Annotated in this window: 13 protein-coding genes; 11 read left to right on the top strand and 2 right to left on the bottom strand. The window is 49.6% G+C overall.

Annotated features, from left to right (window positions below; genetic code table 11):
* Positions 1 to 71: 71 nt before the first annotated feature.
* The 11 genes from BMW79_RS22040 to BMW79_RS21990 all read left to right on the top strand — a co-directional run bounded on the left by BMW79_RS22040 (position 72) and on the right by BMW79_RS21990 (position 17,483).
* Positions 72 to 1,613, top strand: a complete 1,542-nt coding sequence (locus BMW79_RS22040) for a sodium:solute symporter (protein ID WP_245752629.1) — start codon at positions 72 to 74, stop codon at positions 1,611 to 1,613.
* 13 nt (positions 1,614 to 1,626) lie between these two features.
* Positions 1,627 to 2,571: a dihydrodipicolinate synthase family protein gene (locus BMW79_RS22035; protein ID WP_089898147.1), complete on the top strand. Its 945-nt coding sequence runs from the start codon at positions 1,627 to 1,629 to the stop codon at positions 2,569 to 2,571.
* Between the two features lie 87 nt (positions 2,572 to 2,658).
* Positions 2,659 to 3,255, top strand: coding sequence for an RNA polymerase sigma factor (locus tag BMW79_RS22030; RefSeq protein ID WP_089898145.1), 597 nt, complete (start codon positions 2,659 to 2,661; stop codon positions 3,253 to 3,255).
* Positions 3,256 to 3,337: 82 nt separating this feature from the next.
* Positions 3,338 to 4,318: a FecR family protein gene (locus BMW79_RS22025; RefSeq protein WP_089898143.1), complete on the top strand. Its 981-nt coding sequence runs from the start codon at positions 3,338 to 3,340 to the stop codon at positions 4,316 to 4,318.
* A gap of 20 nt (positions 4,319 to 4,338) precedes the next feature.
* Positions 4,339 to 7,806 (top strand): SusC/RagA family TonB-linked outer membrane protein, encoded by a 3,468-nt coding sequence (locus BMW79_RS22020; protein WP_089898141.1) that lies wholly within the window; start codon positions 4,339 to 4,341, stop codon positions 7,804 to 7,806.
* Between the two features lie 18 nt (positions 7,807 to 7,824).
* Complete coding sequence (locus BMW79_RS22015; protein WP_089904062.1) at positions 7,825 to 9,297, top strand: SusD/RagB family nutrient-binding outer membrane lipoprotein; 1,473 nt, start codon at positions 7,825 to 7,827, stop codon at positions 9,295 to 9,297.
* A gap of 5 nt (positions 9,298 to 9,302) precedes the next feature.
* The gene (locus tag BMW79_RS22010) at positions 9,303 to 10,526 is read left to right on the top strand and encodes a purple acid phosphatase family protein (RefSeq protein ID WP_143059248.1); all 1,224 of its coding nucleotides are present in this window, start codon (positions 9,303 to 9,305) and stop codon (positions 10,524 to 10,526) included.
* 49 nt (positions 10,527 to 10,575) lie between these two features.
* Complete coding sequence (locus BMW79_RS22005) at positions 10,576 to 12,822, top strand: beta-N-acetylhexosaminidase family protein (protein WP_089898136.1); 2,247 nt, start codon at positions 10,576 to 10,578, stop codon at positions 12,820 to 12,822.
* 10 nt (positions 12,823 to 12,832) lie between these two features.
* Complete coding sequence (locus BMW79_RS22000; protein WP_089898133.1) at positions 12,833 to 14,974, top strand: hypothetical protein; 2,142 nt, start codon at positions 12,833 to 12,835, stop codon at positions 14,972 to 14,974.
* An 18-nt stretch (positions 14,975 to 14,992) separates the two neighbouring features.
* Complete coding sequence (gene pafA, locus BMW79_RS21995) at positions 14,993 to 16,615, top strand: alkaline phosphatase PafA (protein WP_089898131.1); 1,623 nt, start codon at positions 14,993 to 14,995, stop codon at positions 16,613 to 16,615.
* A gap of 103 nt (positions 16,616 to 16,718) precedes the next feature.
* Positions 16,719 to 17,483 (top strand): hypothetical protein, encoded by a 765-nt coding sequence (locus tag BMW79_RS21990; protein WP_089898129.1) that lies wholly within the window; start codon positions 16,719 to 16,721, stop codon positions 17,481 to 17,483.
* A gap of 36 nt (positions 17,484 to 17,519) precedes the next feature.
* Here the strand turns inward: BMW79_RS21990 and BMW79_RS21985 are convergent, their stop codons facing one another.
* Both BMW79_RS21985 and BMW79_RS21980 read right to left on the bottom strand, forming a co-directional pair.
* On the bottom strand, positions 17,520 to 19,562 hold the full coding sequence (locus BMW79_RS21985; RefSeq protein WP_218150408.1) for a glycoside hydrolase family 71/99 protein: 2,043 nt from the start codon (positions 19,560 to 19,562) through the stop codon (positions 17,520 to 17,522).
* 151 nt (positions 19,563 to 19,713) lie between these two features.
* Positions 19,714 to 20,355 carry a hypothetical protein gene (locus tag BMW79_RS21980; protein ID WP_089898127.1) on the bottom strand — a complete coding sequence of 214 codons (642 nt, stop codon included), beginning with the start codon at positions 20,353 to 20,355 and terminating at the stop codon, positions 19,714 to 19,716.

Genomic DNA, 20,355 nt, shown 5'->3' with positions numbered 1-20,355 from the left:
AAGACAATCTTCGCATAACAACTGTAATTTTTTTTATCCACGTAGTGAACTAAGTTTTATCAACCAACAGGATGATCGTTATGCACCAACTGCCAATAATAGACCTGGCTGTCATCGCCATATACCTGCTTTGTATGATCGGAGTAGGCGTATGGTTCTCCCGGAAAAACAGGAATGCGGCACAATTCACCACCGCGTCAGGAACGATACCAGGATGGGCTTTGGGGCTTTCTTTGTATGCCACGTTTTTAAGCAGCAATACTTTTCTCGGCGTACCGGGAAAATCATTCGGCAGCAACTGGAATGCATTTGTATTCAGCTTGTCGATGCCGCTGGCAGCATTTATTGCGGCCAGGTATTTTGTGCCTTTTTATCGCCGCAGCGGCGAAGTAAGCGCTTACACGCACCTGGAGCATCGCTTCGGTCCATGGGCCAGAACTTATGCCATGGTGTGTTTTATTCTGATGCAGCTCGCAAGAATGGGCTCTATCTTTTTCGGAGTGGCGTTGGCGTTACAGGCCCTTACCGGGCTGGAAATGCGCACTATCATGGCTGTTACAGGTGTATGCATTATTATATATACCGTTCTCGGCGGCATGGAAGCCGTGATCTGGACAGAAGTATTGCAGGGAATTGTAAAAACAGCCGGCGCTATAGTAATTCTCTGGCTGGTGATTACGGGTATGAATGATGGAGTGAAAGACATCTTCCGCATCGGAATGGCCGATGGGAAATTCTCGCTGGGAAGCCTCAGCATAGCGGATTTCAGCACGTCTACTTTCTGGGTGGTGTTTCTGTACGGCTTTTTTATTAACCTGAATAATTTCGGAATGGACCAGAACTATGTGCAGCGTTATCACACCGCCCGGTCGGAAAAAGAAGCCTCCCGCAGTATCTGGCTTTGCGTATACTGGTATGTGCCCGTAAGTATGGTGTTCTTTTTTATCGGCACCGCGTTGTATGCATATGTACAACAACATCCGGAAGCGCTGCTGGCATTGAAACAACAGGTAGCGGCAGAGCGGCAGGTGCCCTTGTCTTCCCTGCAACCGGCAGATTATGGCGATAAAGTATTGCCCTGGTTCATGGTCAATAAAGTGCCGAAAGGCCTCATGGGATTGATTGTGGCGGCGATCCTGTCGGCCGCCATGAGCACTGTCAGTAGCGGGATGAACAGTACGGCGACTGTTTTTCTGAAAGATATTTACCAGCGCTATATCCATCCGGATATCACCCCGAAGCGGGAGATGCGCGTGTTGTATATCGCTACTACCGTCACAGGTATGCTGGCCATTGGCTTTGGTATTTCCATGATCGGTGTGAAAAGTATTTTGGATATGTGGTGGGAACTATCGGGCATTTTCGCCGGAGGTATGCTGGGCTTGTTTTTGCTGGGCATTATCTCTAAAACAAAAAATACGGCAGCGGTCACGGCTACTATTATCGGTATTGTAGTGATCCTCTGGATGTCGTTATCGAAATATTTACCCGCCACGTGGGCACCGGTGCGTAGTCCTTTACACGCGCACATGATCATCGTGGTAGGCACTTTATCAATATTCCTGGCGGGTATGCTCCTTACACGGGTAAAACGCCTTAAAACTGATTATTAAAAACCCGTTTGTTATGCAAAAGAAATTTGTACCGGTGATGATCACCCCCTTTAATCTGAAAGCGCAGATTGATCACGATATGGTGGAACACCTGGTAGATTTTTATCTGGAGGCAGGCGTAAAAGGCTTCTTCGCCAATTGCCTGTCGTCTGAAATGTACAGTATCAGTGAAGATGAACGCCTGGAGCTGACCCGGCACGTAGTCCGCTATGTCAACGGACGGGTACCCGTTGTGGCTACCGGCTCCTTCGGTCTTACGATCAGCGACAAAGCCCTGTTCACACAAAAGATCTATGATACCGGGGTGGATTCCGTGATCATGATCACCGGACACTTTGCCAATGTAGATGAGCCGGATACCGTTCTCCTGCAAAGGTTCGAAGAACTATTTTCCCTTACGGGAGATATCCCGCTGGGATTGTACGAATGCCCCGCACCGTATAAACGTGTTATTACACCGGAGATCCTGCAAACATTGCTGGCTACCAACCGCCTCATCTATCATAAGGATACTTCCTGTAAAGTAGAAGAGGTGCGGGCTAAACTGGCGGTGACCGCAGGAAGCCGCCTGGAATTCTTTGACGCACATACGCCCAACGGGGTAGCTTCTATGCAGATGGGCGCCGCCGGCATGTCTTCTATCTCCGGGAACTTCTACCCGGAAATACTGGTATGGCTCTGCAACAATGTAAACGATGAAAGCATGCAGGAAGAGGTACGCTGGATCCAGTCGGAATTGCAACGGGTAGATCCCCTGATCCATATTGCCTACCCGATGAGCGCAAAGTATTTCCTGCAGCTCAGGGGCATCCCGGTACGGACCATCAGCCGCGCCCATGCACTGGAACTCACGCCGGAACAGAAACAGACGTTACAGCAGATTTACCGTGATTTCAAAGGCTGGTGCGAACGGTTACGGATCAACGAAGTGGCATCCGCGTCTTTGTCATCACATTAATTCGTTGTTATTTTTGATAGGAAATTATGACGGCATCCGGCCTTTGTGTAGCTTAGTGAAAGATCCTTAGCCTAATTCACATAATAGATGTCAACCAGCCTTAGTAATTCTCAGCAAGACGAAAAGTTCCTGTGGATCCGGCTCTGTGAAGGAGACCGGGAAGCCTTCGGGGAAATATACCGGCGCTACTTTCCGTTGCTCTTCCGGTACTGTATCCGGTTTACAACGGATCGTAGCCTTGTAAAAGATATGTTGCAGGATTTCTTTTCCGGTTTATTCCTGCAACGCGCCGGTCTTGCTGTACCTGTCAACCTGAAAAGTTACCTGCTGGTGGCTGCCCGCCGGAAACTGTTCCGCTACCTGGACAAGTCGGCCCACGGGCCGTCCAGCCTGGAAGACGGCGCCGCCACACTCTTTGCGCTGGAGCTTTCCCCGGAAAGTATGCTCATCCACCGCCAGCATAAAGAACACACCGCCCGGCTCCTCCAACAGAAGCTGAACGCCCTCACCCTCCGGCAAAAAGAAGCGGTATACCTGCGTTTTTATGAAAATCTTTCTTACGAGGAAATTGCAGACATCATGGTCCTCAAAGAAGTAAAGTATGCCCGTACCCTCATCTACAGGGCCATTGCCGAGCTGAAAGAACTGCTGGCACACGATGAAGCCGCCCTGATGTTCCGTTAAAAAAATAGTTTAAAAAAATATCCGTTTCCCTGAGGGTATTTTTTCGATTCCTGTCTCTTCTTATAGTACAAGGTACTTTTTTATGAACTATAGTGAATTTGATGCAGCAGACTTTGCTGCAGATCCATCTTTCCGTGCATGGGTACTGGATGAAACAGACGCCGCTTTCTGGGAAAGCTGGGCGCCGGTACATCCGGAAAAGGCCCTGGTATTGCAGCAGGCGAGGGCACTTGTACTGGCACTACGGTTTCGCACCAACGAAGTGAGCATGGAAGAAATGGATGCCGTGAAAGATCAGATAGATCAATTACTGGACGAACCCGTTATTAAAAAAAATAACGTGGTATCGCGCAACATATGGCGCTATGCCATGGGCGTCGCTGCGGCCGGACTGCTGCTGTTTGCCGGTCTGCGGTATGTACAATCAAATGAATCCGTCGAAAATATTTATGTGCAAACCGGCTTCAGGGAAACCAAAACGGTGTATCTGCCCGATGGGTCTGTGGTGCAGCTGAACGCCAACTCTTCTCTCTCTTATCCCGGCAAATGGACGAAGGAAAAGGTGAGGGCGGTTACCCTCAACGGGGAAGCCTATTTTAAAGTATCTAAATCACCCGCCGGCTTACATCCAAAATTCCGGGTGCTGATGCCGGATGTAACCATTGAAGTAAAAGGAACGGCCTTTAATGTATACAACCGCCATGCGGAAGTAAAAGTGCTGCTGGAAGAAGGAAAGATTGTAGTGAACGATAACCTGGCTATGAAACCGGGCGATATAATGAGCTTTGCGCACGGCGAACATCACCGCCTGCAGGCCGATCCTGCCCAGCTCACCGCCTGGAAAGAACATCGGCTGATGTTTACAGATACTCCGCTGCAACAGGTAGCACAGCAACTGGAAGACATCTACGGTTATAAAATTCAGTTCCGGAATAAAAGAATGGAAAGCCTGTTATTTACCGGCTCAGGCTCCGCCGCTGATCCCTCGATGCTGTTGAAAGCGATGGCCACCGTGCATCAGCTGAAAATGAAACAAAACAATTCAGTCATCATTTTTGAATAAGGTTTTTAAAATTTACAGTTATGCAAAAGAGCTTTACGAAGCTTTGTGCTCCATGGAGAGCGATGCTGCTGTTGTTGCTGCTGCTCACCACCGAAACAAGCGCACAGCAATTAATGGTAAGAAGCGGAAATACTCCAGGGGAAACAACTACCATTCCACTACGGCAAATGCTGAACGACCTGGAAGCCAGGTTGAATGTCAGCTTTAATTACTCACCCACACAGGTGGCTGGTAAATTTGTCGCCGGAAAACAGGCCCGTCTCACCGACAGCAACCTGGAATCACAACTCGGTAAAATCCTGACTCCTCTGGGATTACAAGCCGTTAAACTCAGCGCACACGATTATGCGATCCGTACCTTTACACCGGAAACCAACACCACACAGGCCGCAGAGGTTACTGTGAAAGGAACCGTGACCGATGAAAAAGGAGCCGCACTCCCTGGCGTCAGCGTAAATGAAAAAGGAACCAGTAATGGTACTGCCACAAACGCAGACGGACAGTTCTCTATTAAAGTTGCCGGCGCCAATGCAGTATTGGTATTCCGCTCCGTAGGGTACCAGTCGAAAGAAGCCGTAGCCGGCAATGGTAACCTGCAGATCCAGCTGGTGGCCAGTGTCCGTAGCCTCGATGACGTAGTAGTAACTGCCCTCGGTATCAAACGCCAGGAGAAAGCACTGGGCTATTCCATTGCTACACTCAAAGGCGACCAGGTAAGTACCGTAAAAGAAGTAAATATTGCCAACGCCTTATCCGGTAAAGTGGCAGGTGTGAATGTACGTAGCACCAGCTCCGATCCCGGTGGTACGGCTTTAGTGACCATACGCGGGCAAAGTAGCTTTCAGGGATACAATCAGCCGCTATACGTGGTGGATGGTATTCCTATTGCTGCGCCGATCCGTGATCCGAAACAAACGGTAGGACAAGTCGTAGTAGACTATGGTAGCACCATCTCGGATATTAACCCGGATGATATTGCCAGCATCTCTGTACTGAAGGGTGCAAGTGCGTCTGCCTTGTATGGCTCCCGCGCCATCAACGGTGTGATCCTGATCACTACTAAATCCGGTTCCGGACCCACAAAAGGTCTTGGTATTTCCGTAAATTCCAGCGCCATGTTCGATCAGCCCTGGTTGTTTCCGAAGTTCCAGAATGAATTTGGCTCCGGCGACCGGGAAGGATCTGATGAAACAATTTCTGACGCCAGCTGGGGTCCCAGACTGGATATAGGTACCAAACACGTACAATGGAACAGCCCACTGGATGCCAATGGACAACCCATTCCAACAGACTGGGTATCTTATCCTAACCGGCATAAGGATTTCTTCCGTACCGGATCTACCTTTACCAATAATATAGCCGTTACCGGTAATAACAAGGATGGGAACTTCCGTCTCTCCTTTACGAACCTTAAAAACGAAGGTATCATCCCTAATACCGACCTGAAAAGGAATACCCTGAACCTGTCGGCCGGATATAACCTGAATCCGAATATCAAGGTGAGTACCAATATCGGCTATACGAAAAACAGCAGCGGCAACCGTCCTACGTTTAACCGGGGAAGTGTCAGCAACATCGTATACACCACCACACCTAACGTAGATATCAAACAACTGCGTAATTACTGGATGCCGGGTAAAGAAGGGATTCAGCAATTTTCACATGTACCCGGATCTACGGACAATCCTTACCTGGTGGCCTATGAATTCACCAATGGATTTGATCGCGATCGTATGACAGGTAACGTGGAACTGAATATCCAGATCACAAAGGATCTCTCCCTCATGGGACGTACCGGGATGGATCTGTATTCCGAAACACGCGAGAGCAAACGTCCTTTTAGCGCAGTGAAAAATAAAACAGGCGCCTACGCCTTTGAAACAGAGTTTTTCCGCGAGCAAAACACCGATTTCCTCTTAAACTATAAGAAAAATGTAAACAAGGATTTCTTCGTATCTGTATCCGCCGGTGCCAACCGGATGAACCAGACCGGAAAGAATTCTTCCCAGAAATCGGAGGCATTGGTAATACCAGGGCTTTACGCCATTTCCAATGCGAAAGCCGGTACCGTCGTAAATAATACAAGCCGGTACAGTAAACGGATCAACAGTGTGTATGGCATGGGCCAGGTAAGCTTCCGCAATTATGCATTCCTGGATCTCACTGCACGCAACGACTGGTCCAGCACGCTGCCCTCTGATAATAATTCCTACTTCTATCCGTCCGCTTCGTTGAGCCTCATCGTTTCGGATATGCTGGGCATTAAATCAGGTGCACTGTCTTTTGCCAAACTCCGGGTCAACTGGGCCCAGGTAGGTGGAGACGCCAGCCCATACTCACTGTATAATACCTTCGGATTCGGACCGGATTGGTCGGATGTAAAGCAAGCGACTATCAGCGACATATTGAAAAACAACCACTTGAAACCACTCATCGCCACCTCACATGAATTGGGAGCTGATGTTCGTTTCCTGAATGGACGGATCGGTATTGATTTTACCTATTATAATACTATCAACCGCAACCAGATCCTGAACGTTCCGGTTACCAAAGCAAGTGGTTATTCTATGATGATCACCAATGCCGGTAAAATCCAGAACAGAGGTATTGAAGTCAGCTTGAATGCTACACCAGTGGCAGGACCATTCCGTTGGGATATGCAGGTAAACTACACCCGCAACCGCAACAAAGTGCTGGAACTGTTACCAGGACTGACCAACTACCAGGTAGGTGGCGCCGAAGGCATCCGCTTTTCACTGAGGGAAGGCGCAGAAATGGGAGATATGTATGCACAAACCTGGGAAACAGTACCTGACGGCGAGTTTAAAGGATTGCCTTTGCTGAGCCAGGAAGGCGGTTATCAGCAGAAAAATGACTATGTAAAGATTGGTAACTATAATCCCAACTTTATGATAGGATTCAGTAATACATTTACCTATAAAGGTTTTGCACTGAATGTGCTGATCGACTGGCGCCAGGGTGGCAACTTCTTCTCTTACGTAGCCAAGAACCTGTTGAGCGACGGACGCACACAAACAACGATTCCTGGTCGTGATCCTAAAACAGGTGGTCTTGCCTGGACAGACGACGCCGGTAACAAGCGTACCGATGGTATGATCCTGTTTGGCTACATTGATGATGGCAACGGAAAATACAAACTGAATGATCACGTAACAGATCCGGAGAATTACTATGGTGAATATTACTGGGACTATGCAGGCCGCTCTACCTTTGATGCCAGCTATGTAAAACTTCGGGAAGCATCGCTGACCTATACGTTTCCTAAGAAAACATTGGGCAAGCTGCCACTGGGTAACCTGAGCATCTCCCTGATTGCACGCAATCTCTTCACCTGGACGGCAGCGGAAGCAGGATATGATCCGGAAACGGCCATGACCCTCTCCAATGGTAGCTTCTCTCCGGGAGTAGCCAGTTGGGGATTGCCTTACACCCGTTCTTATGGCGCTAAAGTAGGTTTCAATTTCTAAACCATTAACTGTATGGCTATGCAACGCATACCTTTAAAATATTGTATACTGCTGTTCGGTATTCTCTTTGCATCCTGTGAGAAAGGACTGGAAGATATTAACGTCAATCCGAACGAGACAGAAGTCATCAACCCGGAATTCCTCTTGTCGTCCGTACTCATTAACACCGCGTATGGCTATCAGAAGGAAGCCTATTTTGATAAACCCGCATCCGCTGGCCGCTACATTACCATGGTGCGTAATGAAGGCAATGATAAATTCGACTGGGGCCCGCAGAGCTGGGATGATTACTATTCCTGGTTATCTGCCAACCGCGAAATGATGGATCTGGCTGTTAAACTGAACACACCGCAATATGTGGCAGTAGGCAAAATCCTGGAATCATTCACCTTCGGATATACTACCGATCTTTTTGGCGATATTCCTTATAGTGAAGCCTTGCTGCTGAAAAAGCAGACGCTCACGCATCCGAAATATGATCCGCAGCAATCGGTGTATACGGCTTTATTACAAACCCTGAAAGACGCCAATAACGACTTATCTACCCTCACCGCGAAGGTAGATGCGAAAGCAGATGTGATGTACGCAGGAGACCCCTTAAAATGGCGAAAATTTGCGAATTCACTGCGACTGAGAATGCTGCTCCGTATTTCCAAAAATTACACGCCTGCGTTTACAGAAATGCAGGAGATCCTGAACGATAAAGTGAAGTATCCGATTTTTGAAGGCAATGCAGATAATGCGGAAATCGTTTATCAAGGCGCCGTATCTGCCAACAGCTGGCCAGGTAGCCCACAGGGCAGCTCTGTAGATGAATTTGACAAACGCAAACCCAGCAAGGAAATTGTAGATGCATTACTGCAACGTAACGATCCCCGCTTACAGGTATGGGTGGCGCCGGTGGATTCCCTCAACGGTTGGAAAACAGATCCGAATGCGTATGTAGGGGTACCTAACGCCATTCCAGCTCCGTATGATTACAACGGGGGTAAAACTCATATCTCCCGTTTATCTAAGCTGTTCAGCAGCAGTAGCGCACCTATGCTGAAAGCCAGCATGCTCACCTATGCAGAAGTATGTTTCATCCTCGCAGAAAGCGTGCAGGCCGGCAAAGTAACCGTAGCCGGTAAAACTGCAGAAAGCCTTTACTACGATGGTATCCTCGCCAATATGAAATTCTATGGCGTAGATAAAACGGCTACAGATGCACATTACTTCGATCAGCCTTTGGTGAAATACAACGGTACCCTTGAACAGTTGATCGGTCAGAAATGGATTGCCGGTTTCCTGAAAGGGGCGGAGGCCTGGTTTGATAGCCGCCGTACCGGCTTCCCCAAATTTGTACTCGGACCCATGTCCTCTACATCGGTATTGCCTAAACGCTATATCTATCCAACCCGCGAAAGAGATACCAATGAAGATCAATACCAGAAAGCACTCACCGTTTTTGGAGCAGATAAACAAACCACACTGATGTGGTACCTGAAGTAAAAGCTATGAAGAGATTATTGATAAGCGGGTGGCTACTGGCCACCTGCTTCTTAACCCAGGGCGTAAAGGCACAGCAATTACGGCCCGACAGGATTGTCCTGAATGTAACAGCCGATCCTTCCCGCACGGCAGCCATCACCTGGAGAACCACACAAACAGTGACCACCAGCTATGCCGAACTGGCGCCGGCTACCGCCGATCCCCGTTTCACGGAGAAGGCTAAACGCTATACCGCTATCACCACCGAACCCTTTGCAGATTCCTTACCCGTAAGGTATCATCACTTCGTGTTTGACAGCCTGCAACCCAATACCAACTATGCTTACCGCGTAGGGCAGGGCGATCAGTGGAGCGAGTGGTTTCCACTCCGCACCGCCGGATTGCCAGGCGAACCCTTCTCCTTCATTTACCTCGGAGATGCTCAGTTGAATATCCTTTCCCTATGGTCAAGGGCCATCCGGAAGGCCTGGTCGATGGCCCCGGATGCGCGCCTGATCATTCACGCGGGCGACCTCGTGAACAGGGGAAATAACAATAACGAATGGCAGCAATGGTTTGAAGCAGGTGGCTTCATCCATAGCACCATTCCCGGTATGATGTCGATCGGCAATCATGAATACTATGAAAATGCTGCCGGACAAGACGTACCATCCGCCTTCTGGCGACCACAGTTTACCCTGCCGGAAAATGGTCCGGCCGGACTGGAGGAAACATGCTACTATACCGATGTGCAGGGCATGCGCTTCATTTCCCTGAATTCGCAGGAAGTGGAAATATCAGATACCCTGCTGGCAAGACAACAAGCCTGGCTGGAACAACTGCTGAAAAATAATCCAAACCGGTGGACAGCCATCACTTTCCACCACCCGGTACTGTCTACCAAAAAGAGCCGCAACAACGAAAGACTGCGCGAACATTTCAAACCTTTATTCGATAAATACAAAGTAGACCTGGTGCTGCAGGGACACGACCACACCTATGCCCGTGGTCGCGACGGGAACAAGGGGCCCGTGTATGTAGTATCTGTCAGCGGACCTAAAATGTCGGCCATAGATACACAGCCATGGATGACCCGCACCGGTTCCTATACGCAGCTGTTCCAGGTAGTGGATGTGAAACCAAAGGTCATCTCTTACCGCTCTTACACCGTGACAGGGGAGCTGTTTGACGCTTTCGATCTGGAGAAACAGGCCAACGGCGAAAACCTGCTGAAAAATAAAATGAAGTAAGATACCGTCCGGCTATTCCTTTTTTTCTTATCAACCAGTTTATGAAATAATGATACGATTCCTGATTATATTGTTATGTCTTCCTGTATTTTGTGTGGCCCAGGTATGGCGGCAGGTGACGATTGTTGCAAAGGGCCAACCCGCTGCTGCGCAGGTATTACAGGAAGAAGTGAAACGCCGCACGGGCCTCACCTGGCCCATCCGGGAGCAGTTGCCCGACAATGGCGCCGTGATACTTTTTGCTACGGTAAAAGGCGCCCCGGAATCCTATCATATCCGTCATACTTCCGATAAGAAAAGAGAAATCATCCGTATAGAAGGCGATGGCCCACGTGCCTTGCTCTACGGCGCCGGCTACCTGCTCCGTACCATGGAGTACAGCCAGCAGGAGGTAACGCTACCGGCTACACTGGAAGTGGATGCTATACCGGAAAAGGCTATACGTGGTCACCAGATCGGTTACCGTAACCTCGCCAATTCCTACGACGGATGGTCACCAGAACAATACGAACAATATATCCGCGAGCTCGCCATCTTTGGGGCCAACAGTATAGAAGCTATTCCATTTATGCCGCCGTCGCCACATTTTACGGTATCATCCAATGAGATGACCCGGCGGATCAGCGGCTTCTGTAAAAAATATGATCTCGATTTTTCAGTATGGACGCCCGCTACCTTCGACCTGAAGGATGCTGTAAAAACACAGCATTTTAAACAACAGTTCGACACCCTTTTCCGGGAATCTGTGAGACTCAACGCCGTGTTTTTTCCCGGTGGCGATCCGGGCGATAATGCCCCGCAACTGGTGCTGCCTTTCCTGGAACAATTAGCTGTTCCCCTGAAAAAATATCACCCCGCAGCCCGTATCTGGCTGTCGTTACAAGGCTATGATTCCACGCAATGCGCTTTCGTATATTCCTATATCAGTCAACACAAACCGGCGTGGCTGGGAGGTATCGTAGTAGGGCCTTCCAGTCCTACGCTGGAAGACACCCGTGCTGCACTGCCTGCCCAATACAAGATCCGGCACTATCCCGATATTACCCATACGGTACGTTGCGATTACCCCGTGGTATGGTGGGATCCTGCCTTTGCGTTTACCCTTGGCCGTGAGCCGGTAAACCCGCAGCCGGTCTATTACTCCAACATCTATCGCTTTGTGGCGCCGCTAATGGATGGCTTCATCAGCTACTCCGACGGCGCACACGATGATGCCAATAAAATGCTCTGGAGTATGCTGGGCTGGAACAGCCAGGCAGATGTGAGAGAAATGATGACCCAGTATGCCAATTTCTTTTTCTCCTCGTCCTCCCGCCGCGAAATTGCCGACGGCATCCTGGCCCTGGAAAAGAACTGGGAAGGCCCCATTGCAGAAAATGGCGGCATAACGGCTACGCTTACACTATGGCAGCAACAGGAAGTCTTACACAAAGAACTGGCAGGCAACTGGCGCTGGCAGATGTGCCTGTTGAGAGCCTACTATGATGCGTATACCCGTGAACGTGCTATCCGTGAATATGCGCTGGAGGCAGCCGTGAACAAAACTTTAGGCGAAAGCGGCGATGTCATGTCCCGCGCGGAAGCCATCCTGCAGCAGGCAGATGTGAAAGTGCAGCCGCAATGGCGCGACCGTATTATCTCCCTCTGTGAGGAGCTGTTTAAATCTGTATCTCTTCAAACAAGCGTGGCAAAATATAAGGCCGCCGGCCCGGAACGTGGCGCCGTACTGGATTTCCTGGATCGCCCTTTAAATAACCGCTGGTTCCTGGAAGATAAATTCCGTTATATCCGCACCTTGCCGGAAGCAGAACAACGGAAAGCACTGGATACTTTAGCAGGATGGGAACATCCCGGTCCCGGCAGTTACTACGATGATATCGGCAATGTATCGAAATCACCGCATGTACTCCGCAAGGAAGATCTGCATACCGATCCGCTCATGCGCCGCAGCGATACACCGGGCTTCGACTGGTGGGAAAGTGGCTACAGCCGCAAACGGCTTTCCTGGATGGTAAGCCTGCGCTGGCCTTCCGCCATGCGCTACGATCATCTCGATACCACAGCGCGTTACGTAGTAAGGGTAACAGGCTACGGCGAAAGCCTGCTACGCGCCAATGGCATATCGCTTAAACCATCTCTCTATAACAAGGGAGTAGGGGAGATAAAAGAATTCCCGGTACCTCCGGAACTCAGCAAAAGCGGCACCCTGCTGCTCACCTGGGACGACATCGATGAAGAACACCTGAACTGGCGACAACATTCAAGGGTCACCGAAGTGTGGCTGATCAAATTATAAAATTATTGGGATGAAGAAACTTGTTTATCTGGCCGCAGGCCTGTTGCTGTCGTGCGCCGCCTATGCCACGACCGACCAGCCTTTCGCACAGGCGATGTCTGTGAAATACAATGTTCCGAAAGGGCTGCAAATGATCAAAGTCATCACCGACTATAACGACAATGTGCAGGTACTTACCACACAAGGCTTTTACCGCCTCAGCGGCAACGACCTGGTGCGGGACCTGCGCTTCCGGCCGCTCGCACAGAAAATTCCGGTGGACGTAACCACCCAGGAAGGAGCAGGACATCTTTATTACCTGTACGCCGATAAGTGCCTGACCAACGGATACGCCGGTATCCCTTATATCAATCTCCCGCAGGGAAAATATAATCGTGTAGCGGTAGACGTGAGTGGCCGTATGCTGCTGTCTGGCCCCAACGTATTGGCAATCGCCAGCAACGGTAAACTACAGGAACTGCCTGCGCTGCCGGAAGGAGTACAGCGTATGGAAGCGAATGGCGGTAATTTCTTTATCTTGACCAGTAAAGCCGTATATATACTGAAAGGCGATCGCTTTGTTGTATTACACCCCGTACAAGGCGCTACAGCCATGGCTTTTACCGGTAACGATATTGTACTCGGTACCAGTAATGGCTACTACAGCATTAACCGTAACTCAGGTGATTCCAGTTTATCCCTGCAAACACGTGTACCCGTTCCCGTGATCAGTGATTTGCTGATGTCGGACGGACTGCTGTGGGCAGGTACCCCCCAGGGCGCTTTCCTGCGCACCGGGGCAGACAGCTATCGCTATTTCGCCTCCAAACGCTGGCTGGACCAGGATGCAGTAAAAAGCATGGCTGCCACCAGTAACGGCGACGTATATGTGCTGACGGCCACCGGTCTCAATAAAATTGCCTTTACCAAACAAACCCTCGCAGAAAAAACAGCTTACTTCGAGCGCAAGATCCGCGAACGGCATATCCGCTACGGCTTCATTGCCAATCTCCATCTCAATCCCCACGGTGACATCAACTCCGCTGAAATGGCAGATACCGACAATGATGGCCTCTGGAGCAGCTTTTACCTGGGCAGCCAGGCTTTCAAATACGCCGTTACACACGATCCTACCGCTAAACGCTACGCCTGGGAGGCTTTTGAGGCTTTTGAAAGAATCCTGTCTATCAATCAGCTGAAAGGATTTCCCTCCAGAACCTTCGAAAGAAAAGGCTACAAAAATTCTGATCCTGAAAGATGGCGCGATTCCCCCGATCCGGAATGGGAATGGAAAGGCCATACCAGCAGTGATGAATATGTGGCTTATATCTGGATCACCGCTGTGCTGAATGAAATGGTGGCAGAAACACCGGAAGAAAAACAACGGGTGGCTGCTTTTATCGATAAGATCATGACCCATATCATCGATCATAAATACACCATGGTGGATATCGATAACAAACCCACGCTCTGGGCCCGCTGGAATCCGGAATATATCAACTGGTACCCGACTACCATCGGCGACAGGCGACTGGGCAGCACCACCATTGTAGCGGGATTGCAACTGGCCTATCAGCTCACCGGTAAAGAAAAATATAAAACGGAAGGTTATAAACTGCTTAACAAGTACGGCTATCTGAAAAATATCCAGATCGATTACCGCAATATCAAAGCCACTCCCGGTTACCTGCATGAAGGAATCGATATGGGAATGGGCGACTGGAACCACTCCGATGATGAAATGGCTTTTCTTACCTACTGGGTATTGTATAAATACGCATTCACCGATGAACTGAAACAACAGTACAAAGGCGCTATCCGCAACCACTGGGAAGTAGAGAAGCCGGAGAAAAATGCCGTATGGAACCTGATCACGATGGCAACAGCCGGTGACTATGATCCGGAGGCTACCACCTGGTGGCTGCAGTCGTTCCCGATGGACCTGGTCAACTGGAAAATAACAAACTCTCACCGCAAGGATATTACGCTGCTTCCGGCTAATTTTCGGCACCAGTATACGGCCGTACTCCTGCCGCTGGATGAGCAGCCGGTACATCGTCATAACGCCAACGCCTTTACGCTGGATGGCGGTCATGACGGCGATTCGGAACTGGCCGGAGATGAGTACCTGTTACCCTACTGGATGGCCCGTTACCTGAAAGTACTGGAATAAAACACAAAACAGAAAGGCATGAGAAGCATACAACAATGGCTGGTAGCAGGCTTGCTGTTACTATCCGCCGTAAACACTGCGGCACAAACACCCGCGTCGAAACCCAAAATTGTAGTGGGCATGATGGTAGACCAGATGCGCTGGGATTACCTGTACCGCTACAGCGCCCGGTATGGAAATGGTGGTTTTAAACGCCTGCTGCGGGAAGGGTTTAAATGTGAACAGACTTATATCAACTACGCACCTACGGTAACTGCCTGCGGTCATACCTCCGTGTATACCGGCAGCAGCCCCGCCGTGCATGGAATAGTGGACAACGATTGGTACAGCCGCGAACTGCAACGCGGGGTATATTGCACAGAAGACAGTACGGAAACTACCGTAGGTGCGGAGGGGAAAGCAGGGAATATGTCGCCCCGTAATCTCCTCGTATCTACCGTTACGGATGAATTGCGGCTGGCCACCAATTTCAGGAGCAAGGTAGTAGGCGTTGCGCTGAAAGACAGGGCTTCCATTCTGCCTGCCGGTCACACCGCCAACGCCGCCTTCTGGTACGATGGCAAATCCGGCAATTTTATTTCCAGTACCTACTACATGAAAGCATTGCCCGATTGGGCGCAGCGTTTCAACGCACAGCAGCTCCCCGTGAAGTATCTGGCTAAAGGCTGGGAAACACTTTACCCGCTGAATAGCTACGTACAAAGCGATGCCGACAACAAAGACTATGAGAAATCATTCGGTCATGAAAAAGCGCCGGTGTTTCCGCATACCTTCACCGGCCGTGAATCCAACGGAATCCGTACTACCCCTTATGGTAATACGCTTACCTTCGCCTTCGCGAAAGCAGCCATAGAAGGCTATAGCCTGGGTGCCGGTACGGAAACAGATTTCCTGGCCGTGAGCTTTTCTTCACCGGATGCCGTTGGCCACCAGTTTGGTCCCAACTCCATCGAAGAAGAGGATCTGTACCTGCGGCTCGACAAAGACCTCGAAGAATTTTTCACTTACCTCGATAAAAGATTCGGTAAAGGCAACTACCTCTATTTTATCACCGCAGATCACGGTGTATCCCAATCGCCCGGCTTCCTGGAAGAACACAAACTTCCTACAGGATTACTGGATGCCGATGCATTGGTGAAAGATATCAATACCGCCATTGCAGCACAGTTTGGCATAGCCAAAGGCGTTGTGGCGGTATCGGCTTACCAGCTGTATCTCGACCACGACGCATTTGCCGACCGTAAAATTCCCCTGCAACCGGTAATAGAACTGGTGATCCGAAAATTGAAAGCCACACCCGGTATAGCCGACGCCGTTAGTTTACCGGAATTGGGTACCGCCGCTTTGCATGAGCCGCTGCGCACCATGCTCATCAACGGTTACAACAAGCAACGCGGTGGTGATGTGATCCTGCTCATGCAGGCCGGCTGGAAAGATGGCGGCCGCAGTGGCGCCACCCATGGCCTCTGGTATCCCTATGATGCACATATTCCACTGGTATGGATGGGATGGGGCATCAAACCCGGTAAAACCTATCGCACTACCGGCATGACGGATATTGCACCTACCGTGGCGGCCCTGCTGAATATTCAGGTGCCCAGCGGAAATATAGGTCAGGTGGTGTGGGAACTGTTTAAGTAAAAGTTGCTGATCAGGATGTATAGACCGCACGCATCGGAAGATGCGGCGGTTTTTTTTATGCCCGGGAAACCCTATCTTTCGTTAGCTAAAAACAATTCAGCCATTGAGAAATCCTACGAGGCGCAACAGGAATATCGGAACTGCAAAGCAGGGCGCCGGGCAGCACAACCGGCTGACTATCCCATCAGCCGGAACCGGTTCCAAACACTTTTACGAACGATTGGAACCTTACGAAAAAACGGAAAAGATCATTCACGGTCATACTTTTATTTTCATTACCGAAAAGCATCATCCTTCTTCTCCACACGCCTGTACCGTAAATGACATAGCGCGGATACTCAGTTATCTTCCTCCGGCTGATTATGGGGATCTGAAATTTATTGTATTACGTCAGCCTAAAAGAAAAGAGGAAATTATTTCCCACGTATGGGGCCGGCTCATTTATTCCTATGAATTTGAAAATGAATATTATCCTGCTGTCATACTGGAGACAGCCAATTACAGGAAGCCTTTTAAATGGAAACGCAATCTTGATCCGGACGACCAGCAGGAACTGGCCAGGCTCAGGGAAGACGGGCATGTTTTTGTGGAAGACAAGAGAAGCTTTACTACTATGCTGGAAAGTGCCGCTGTCAGGAATACACAATTATACCGTACACTGCTGCACGAATTAGGTCATTACGTACATTATCTTACCCTGGTGCAGCCATTTGCGGAGGATGCACATGAAGAGGCCGGCGACAAGCGTGAAGACAACTATTTTCGTCTCCCCAAAGACACGAAGGAAAAATTTGCGCATCAGTATGCGGATCAATGGCGGGCGAAATTATTACTCGCCCAACTTATTCCGTTTGAACGAATGGAGTAATCCATCCGGGAACTACTCCATTCCTCCATTATAAAATTACTTCTCCCAGATACACCGGTAGTTAAACCGCCTGTTCGGCGCCGCATCCCCATCTATACACAATGAAACAGGATCTTTCAGATCCGCTGCATTATCGCTCCACTTAAAATCAAATGTAAATTTAGATCCGTTCAATCCGAGCAGCTTCCTCGGAATACTCAGCTCCAGCTGCCTGCCGGCATAACGGAAAGGGATATCCGCTACAGCCACCCAGTTCTGTGAAGCATCGAAACGCATCAGTGTAGTGGTATGTTCATTCTTTACCTGTTTGTTTACCAGGTAGTCATAGCCATACCAGCCGGTAGCGGGGTTGTTGTCCGCATCGATCAGCAGCAGCATCCAGTTATGATCAGTCGCCGGAGTGAGATTATCAGCCGTTTCCGCATAAAAGCTGATCTGTCTGGCATCTACCATTACTTTGCTGGTAATGATATCGTTACGGCCGGAATTATTCACGTAGTGCGTGTTACCGTAACCGTTATAGTCACGGTGAAACACATCACCTTTGGTATCCCGGTATTCTACGCTGACGGACGACCAGTCGGAAAAATTGCCGTCCGTTTTTATTTTCGACAGGCCTTTGAGGGTGGGAATGGGGCGTATACCTTTGTAACGGCGGATATTCTGCGCCATCTGCATATAGTAATTGTCGGTATACCCGCCTTTCATAGGCTGTATGGCGCGGTTAAATTCTGCGTTGTACTGGTCCACGAAAAAGTAGGGGCTGTTCCGGCGCATAAACGTGGTGGTGTGACCTCCTTCGGGTTGATATTTACCGGCGGTCCACTCGTTCCAGTCGTTGATGTAAAGGAACTGCGGATCACTTTTCAGTGCTTCATTCCATCTGTCCTGGAAATAGATACCATAGGCTTCCGGATTGGCCACTGTCTTTTTCAGCCAGGGTACATAGGCGGAGTCGGCCATGTCGTGTGCATTCAGCGCCGGTTGCCCTTTTTCCCGGGTCCATGATTTTCCTACCAGGCTGGAAGGATGCTGGGCGGGTGTTACGGCGGCTTCTTCTTTTTTACCCTGGTGCAGGGAAACAAGACTATCCGGGTGCATGGCTTTCACCTGTTTGTTATCCATATCATACCCGAAGCTCCAGTTGTCTTCCGTACCTATAAATCGTTTACCTGCCCATTCGTGGTAGCCCCACCACATGGTACGCAGCGTAAAGAACTGTTTTACCGCCTTCGTGTAGTCGTGGTAGTTTTCCAGCGTGTATTCGGGATCGTTATAGTGCGGATGGTTTACATCTGTTTTTGCGGTTGGATCATAATGGGAATTAGGTTGTTTGGCGTCTTTCCCGTTGGCATCAAACCTGGGGTTGCCATTGTAGAGTAGCAGCGGCTTTCCGTCCCAGTAAAACCAGAGATCCGGGAAGCGGTTTTGGGCATAGATCTTTTCGTAGAGATCCTGTACCACGGTGATCACGCTGCCGTTAAACGCCCAGAAACAGAATTTTGGTACTTTATTGCCTTCTGCTTTCATTTTCTGCATGGTGGTGAAAAGTACTTCCCATTCGTCCCAGTACCGCACGGCATTGGTAACATCCATCACGAGTACATCCACGCCTGCGTCGGCGAGCATGGACATATCTTTGCGGATCACATATTCATCTTTGCTGAGGAAATAGCCCATTTCAGGTTCGCCCCAGTGATAGGAGCCTTCGGTCCAGGCGGGATGTTTGGCGTCCAGCCGGGCTTCCGGATGGGCGCTGAGTACTTTGCTCACATCGCCCTGGTAATTCTTACCGGCGTTGGCGTTGTTGTCGCTGTGCCAGGTAATATAAAACATACCCACCACGCGCCGCTGGTCTTTTTTCACAGGGCCTGCCTGTGAAAAATCAGGCATGGTGCGTCCCAGCGCATCAGATGCCACCCAGGTGTCTGCATAAATATCGCGGTAATAAGTATCGTCTGTTGTGGTATCTTTTATGGGAGTGGCCGATCGTCGTTCAACAGCGGTGGTGGTGAAGCCAATGCCGGTGATGAACAGGGCAAGGATGACCAGTTGTAGTGGAATTGTTTTTGTGTGCATTGCGTTAAGATTTATACAACAATGAAAGTGCGGCCCGATGCAGTTGTACACCAGCATCCGGAATAGGGTAACAAAATATAATCGAAGCAGGAGGACTGCAACCTGTACTGTCCTGCGGAAGGTTTACATGAGAAGTTTATTGAAACGGGATTTACAGCCAGATCACCGTCCCAAGTAATTGCCAGCGCAGCGATTTATAAACACCGGGTCTTTGCAGTGATTTGTTTTTCGGGAGATAGAGATGGTATTGTTGCTTTTTCAGATCGCCCACATACATAAACGGGGTATAGGATGGCTGCATACTGTTGGTGCCCACCAGTAAAAATGTGCTGTCAGACAGCCATACCGCTTCTTCCAGGAACTGATCAGGGCCCACCTGCATAATACGCGAAAGCGTTTTCTTACGGTAGTCCCCCAGCAGCAGCACCTGGTGTACATCCACGCCTGCCTGGATCACCTTTTTGCCTTTAACGGTGACGCGCTCCAGCGAAATCTGATAGCTGTAAAAATCCAGGTACTTTTTCTTATCGGCAGTATAGCTGATCAGCTTCCCGTAGAGATCTTCAAAATGCTTATCTGGCTGTAAGTCGTTGGCATCCTGGTACGATTCCATCTTATCGGTTTGGGCATACCGGAAATCTGATAGCTGAAAATGAGGGAATTTCGAAGCCCAGTCTTTCAGGTATTTATTTTGCTGAAACAAGGAGGCGTAAGTGTTTACGGGTTCCTGTGCCACAGCGGAAATACAGATAAGGCAGCAGAGCAGAAATAACAATGGATGTTTCAGGCGCAT

The organism is Chitinophaga arvensicola (assembly GCF_900110835.1).
GTDB lineage: Bacteria > Bacteroidota > Bacteroidia > Chitinophagales > Chitinophagaceae > Chitinophaga > Chitinophaga arvensicola.
Note: the sequence above shows the minus strand (reverse complement) of the source record. Positions and strands in the feature narration are given on the sequence as shown.

What these genes read in the sequence shown, in the direction of transcription:
- BMW79_RS22035 (WP_089898147.1), top strand. Translation starts at nt 1,627, where the DNA reads ATGCAAAAGAAATTTGTACCGGTGATGATCACCCCCTTTAATCTGAAA.
- BMW79_RS22030 (WP_089898145.1), top strand. Translation starts at nt 2,659, where the DNA reads ATGTCAACCAGCCTTAGTAATTCTCAGCAAGACGAAAAGTTCCTGTGG.
- BMW79_RS22040 (WP_245752629.1), top strand. Translation starts at nt 72, where the DNA reads ATGATCGTTATGCACCAACTGCCAATAATAGACCTGGCTGTCATCGCC.
- BMW79_RS21985 (WP_218150408.1), bottom strand. Translation starts at nt 19,562, where the DNA reads ATGCACACAAAAACAATTCCACTACAACTGGTCATCCTTGCCCTGTTC.
- BMW79_RS22025 (WP_089898143.1), top strand. Translation starts at nt 3,338, where the DNA reads ATGAACTATAGTGAATTTGATGCAGCAGACTTTGCTGCAGATCCATCT.
- BMW79_RS21980 (WP_089898127.1), bottom strand. Translation starts at nt 20,355, where the DNA reads ATGCGCCTGAAACATCCATTGTTATTTCTGCTCTGCTGCCTTATCTGT.
- BMW79_RS22000 (WP_089898133.1), top strand. Translation starts at nt 12,833, where the DNA reads ATGAAGAAACTTGTTTATCTGGCCGCAGGCCTGTTGCTGTCGTGCGCC.
- BMW79_RS22010 (WP_143059248.1), top strand. Translation starts at nt 9,303, where the DNA reads ATGAAGAGATTATTGATAAGCGGGTGGCTACTGGCCACCTGCTTCTTA.
- pafA (WP_089898131.1), top strand. Translation starts at nt 14,993, where the DNA reads ATGAGAAGCATACAACAATGGCTGGTAGCAGGCTTGCTGTTACTATCC.
- BMW79_RS22005 (WP_089898136.1), top strand. Translation starts at nt 10,576, where the DNA reads ATGATACGATTCCTGATTATATTGTTATGTCTTCCTGTATTTTGTGTG.
- BMW79_RS22020 (WP_089898141.1), top strand. Translation starts at nt 4,339, where the DNA reads ATGCAAAAGAGCTTTACGAAGCTTTGTGCTCCATGGAGAGCGATGCTG.
- BMW79_RS22015 (WP_089904062.1), top strand. Translation starts at nt 7,825, where the DNA reads ATGCAACGCATACCTTTAAAATATTGTATACTGCTGTTCGGTATTCTC.